This is a genomic window from Rhizobium sp. CFBP 13644, assembly GCF_014842165.1.
GTDB classification, from domain to species: Bacteria; Pseudomonadota; Alphaproteobacteria; order Rhizobiales; family Rhizobiaceae; genus Agrobacterium; species Agrobacterium tumefaciens_C.
Genome location: NZ_JACYVF010000022.1, coordinates 2,501 through 6,126, shown reverse-complemented (window position 1 = coordinate 6,126; position 3,626 = coordinate 2,501). Strand labels below are relative to the sequence as shown.

At 51.7% G+C, this 3,626-nt stretch carries 2 rRNA genes; both read right to left on the bottom strand.

Annotation, left to right across the window (positions count from 1 at the left end):
- Positions 1 to 37 precede the first annotated feature (37 nt).
- Positions 38 to 152: ribosomal RNA gene (rrf, locus tag IFT53_RS23430) — 5S ribosomal RNA — on the bottom strand.
- Between the two features lie 244 nt (positions 153 to 396).
- Positions 397 to 3,203, bottom strand: a 23S ribosomal RNA gene (locus IFT53_RS23425).
- Positions 3,204 to 3,626: the final 423 nt, after the last annotated feature.

The following is a 3,626-nucleotide window of genomic DNA, read 5'->3' as shown; positions in this document are numbered from 1 at the left end:
TTGAGAAGACTGTTTTATGATTTGTTGCGTTTTGCAGACCTGGCAGCGACCTACTCTCCCGCGTCTTAAGACGGAGTACCATTGGCGCTGGGGCGTTTCACGGCCGTGTTCGGAATGGGAACGGGTGCAGCCGCCCCGCAATAACCACCAGGTCGGCAAAACGCAACGAATGACCATGTTTTCACATGGAAACTGTTGTTTCGAGAAGCTGGAGAGGAGACATTCGTCTCACTCTATTTAATTTAAACACGTCTTTCTGTGACCTGTCCGTATGTTTCCCATACAGGACGTTAGTCCGTCGCGCCTTGTGGCGCGCGCCGTCTGCAGGGCTTTTAGCCCGTGAAGACAGAACAGAAGTCATCATCGAACTGCGTTCGATGAACATAATCAATGGGAACGAAGAAGTCGATCGAGCTATTAGTAACGGTAAGCTTCATGCATTACTGCACTTCCACACCCGTCCTATCAACGTGGTCGTCTTCCACGGCTCTGATAGGGAACACTCGTTTTCAGGTTGGTTTCCCGCTTAGATGCCTTCAGCGGTTATCCATTCCGTATATAGCTACTCTGCTATGCCCTTGGCAGGACAACAGATCCACCAGAGATACGTCCATCCCGGTCCTCTCGTACTAGGGACAGATCCTGTCAATATTCCTACACCCACGGCAGATAGGGACCGAACTGTCTCACGACGTTCTGAACCCAACTCACGTACCGCTTTAAATGGCGAACAGCCATACCCTTGGGACCTGCTCCAGCCCCAGGATGCGATGAGTCGACATCGAGGTGCCAAACAACCCCGTCGATATGGACTCTTGGGGGTCATCAGCCTGTTATCCCCGGCGTACCTTTTATCCGTTGAGCGATGGCCCTTCCACACGGGACCACCGGATCACTATGACCGACTTTCGTCTCTGCTCGACTTGTCAGTCTCGCAGTCAGGCGGGCTTATGCCATTGCACTCGACGACCGATTTCCGACCGGTCTGAGCCCACCATCGCGCGCCTCCGTTACTCTTTCGGAGGCGACCGCCCCAGTCAAACTACCCACCATACACTGTCCCGGATCCGGATAACGGACCGCGGTTAGACATCCACGAAGATAAGGGTGGTATTTCAAGGATGGCTCCACGGGAACTGGCGTCCCCGCTTCAAAGCCTACCACCTATCCTACACATGCCTTGGCGAATGCCAGTGTAAAGCTATAGTAAAGGTGCACGGGGTCTTTCCGTCTGACCGCAGGAACCCCGCATCTTCACGGGGAATTCAATTTCACTGAGTCTATGTTGGAGACAGCGGGGAAGTCGTTACGCCATTCGTGCAGGTCGGAACTTACCCGACAAGGAATTTCGCTACCTTAGGACCGTTATAGTTACGGCCGCCGTTTACTGGGGCTTCAGTTCAGAGCTTGCACCCCTCCCTTTAACCTTCCAGCACCGGGCAGGCGTCAGACCCTATACGTCGTATTGCTACTTCGCAGAGCCCTGTGTTTTTGATAAACAGTCGCTACCCCCTGGTCTGTGCCACCCTGACATACTTGCGTACAACAGGGTCACGCTTCTTCCGAAGTTACGCGTGCAATTTGCCGAGTTCCTTCAACATAGTTCTCTCAAGCGCCTTGGTATACTCTACCTGACCACCTGTGTCGGTTTCGGGTACGGTCTATACGGTGGAGCTATTTCCTGGAACCTCTTCGCCGCACATTCAATCCAGTAAGAATGTACAACACACGAGATCCGTCACTACCACCAGGCCCACGAATATTAACGTGGTTCCCATCGACTACGCGTGTCCGCCTCGTCTTAGGGGCCGGCTAACCCTGCTCAGATTAACTTTAAGCAGGAACCCTTGGTCTTTCGGCGAGGGAGTCTCTCACTCCCTTTATCGTTACTCATGTCAACATTCGCACTTCCGATATCTCCAGGGGCCCTCACGGGTCCCCCTTCACAGACTTACGGAACGCTCCGCTACCACAGCACAGTCACTATAACTGTACTATCCTCAGCTTCGGTGCATGGCTTTAGCCCCGTTACATTTTCGGCGCAAAGACCCTTATTTAGACCAGTGAGCTGTTACGCTTTCTTTAAATGATGGCTGCTTCTAAGCCAACATCCTGGTTGTTTTGGGATCCTCACATCCTTTCCCACTTAGCCATGACTTGGGGACCTTAGCTGGAGGTCAGGGTTGTTGCCCTCTTCACGACGGACGTTAGCACCCGCCGTGTGTCTGCCGATTAGTACTCCTCGGTATTCGGAGTTTGGTTAGGATCAGTAAGACGGTGAGTCCCCATAGCCCATCCAGTGCTCTACCCCCGAGGGTATTCGATCGACGCACTACCTAAATAGTTTTCGCGGAGAACCAGCTATTTCCGAGTTTGATTGGCCTTTCACCCCTAGCCACAAGTCATCCCAATCTATTGCAACAGATATGGGTTCGGCCCTCCAGTTGGTGTTACCCAACCTTCAGCCTGCTCATGGCTAGATCACTCGGTTTCGGGTCTAATGCAACAAACTAAACGCCCTATTCAGACTCGCTTTCGCTACGCCTACACCTACCGGCTTAAGCTTGCTTGCTACACTAAGTCGTTGACCCATTATACAAAAGGTACGCCGTCACTCTTTCGAGCTCCGACTGCTTGTAGGCATCCGGTTTCAGGTTCTATTTCACTCCCCTCGTCGGGGTGCTTTTCACCTTTCCCTCACGGTACTTGTTCGCTATCGGTCATGCACGAGTACTTAGGCTTGGAGAGTGGTCTCCCCATGTTCAGACAGGATTTCACGTGTCCCGCCCTACTCAAGGACAATAAGTGTTCTACGTGTACGGGGCTATCACCCGCTATGGCCACCTTTTCCAAAGTGTTCCACTTTATTCCTTATTGCCACTGGCCTGGTCCGCGTTCGCTCGCCACTACTTACGGAGTCTCGGTTGATGTCCTTTCCTTCAGGTACTTAGATGTTTCAGTTCCCTGAGTTCGCTTCTTACACCCTATGTATTCAGATGCAGATACCTTATCATAATGCTTGGAAACCCAAACCGTACAAAAGCACGGCTTGGATTCTCCAAGCATTTAAGGTGGGTTCCCCCATTCGGAAATCCATGGATCAAAGCTTATTCGCAGCTCCCCACGGCTTATCGCAGCGTATCACGTCCTTCTTCGCCTGTGCATGCCAAGGCATCCACCAAATGCCCTTAATTCACTTCTTCGTTCTCATTGTCTATGCTCATCCATAGTTGCTTCCAAAGAAAGCAACGACCTGATTACCTTTTACAATCAAGCCACTTCATGATGACACCGACGTGTCGATACAGTCCTCATATGAAGGCACGCCGGTGCACTTCGAGGCCGTATCATTAAGACCAGCTTCTCGAGATATCATCCGGTGATGCGCGGTCAGGCAACATCAATCCAGCATTTCCATCAGATGATAGCCTAAACTATCAAACAACAAAAATGCCTCAGGACAGGACTTCCTACCTACCTCCAATCCCTCCACCAATTCCGGCCGACTAAGCCATCACAAGGTTTCGCTGGGATCGGGCTCGGACGCCTTGAACCAATGGTTCAAAACACCTGGAAGCCTCCAGACATATCTTCTCTTCACAATGCATACAGAACAGGCACAATCT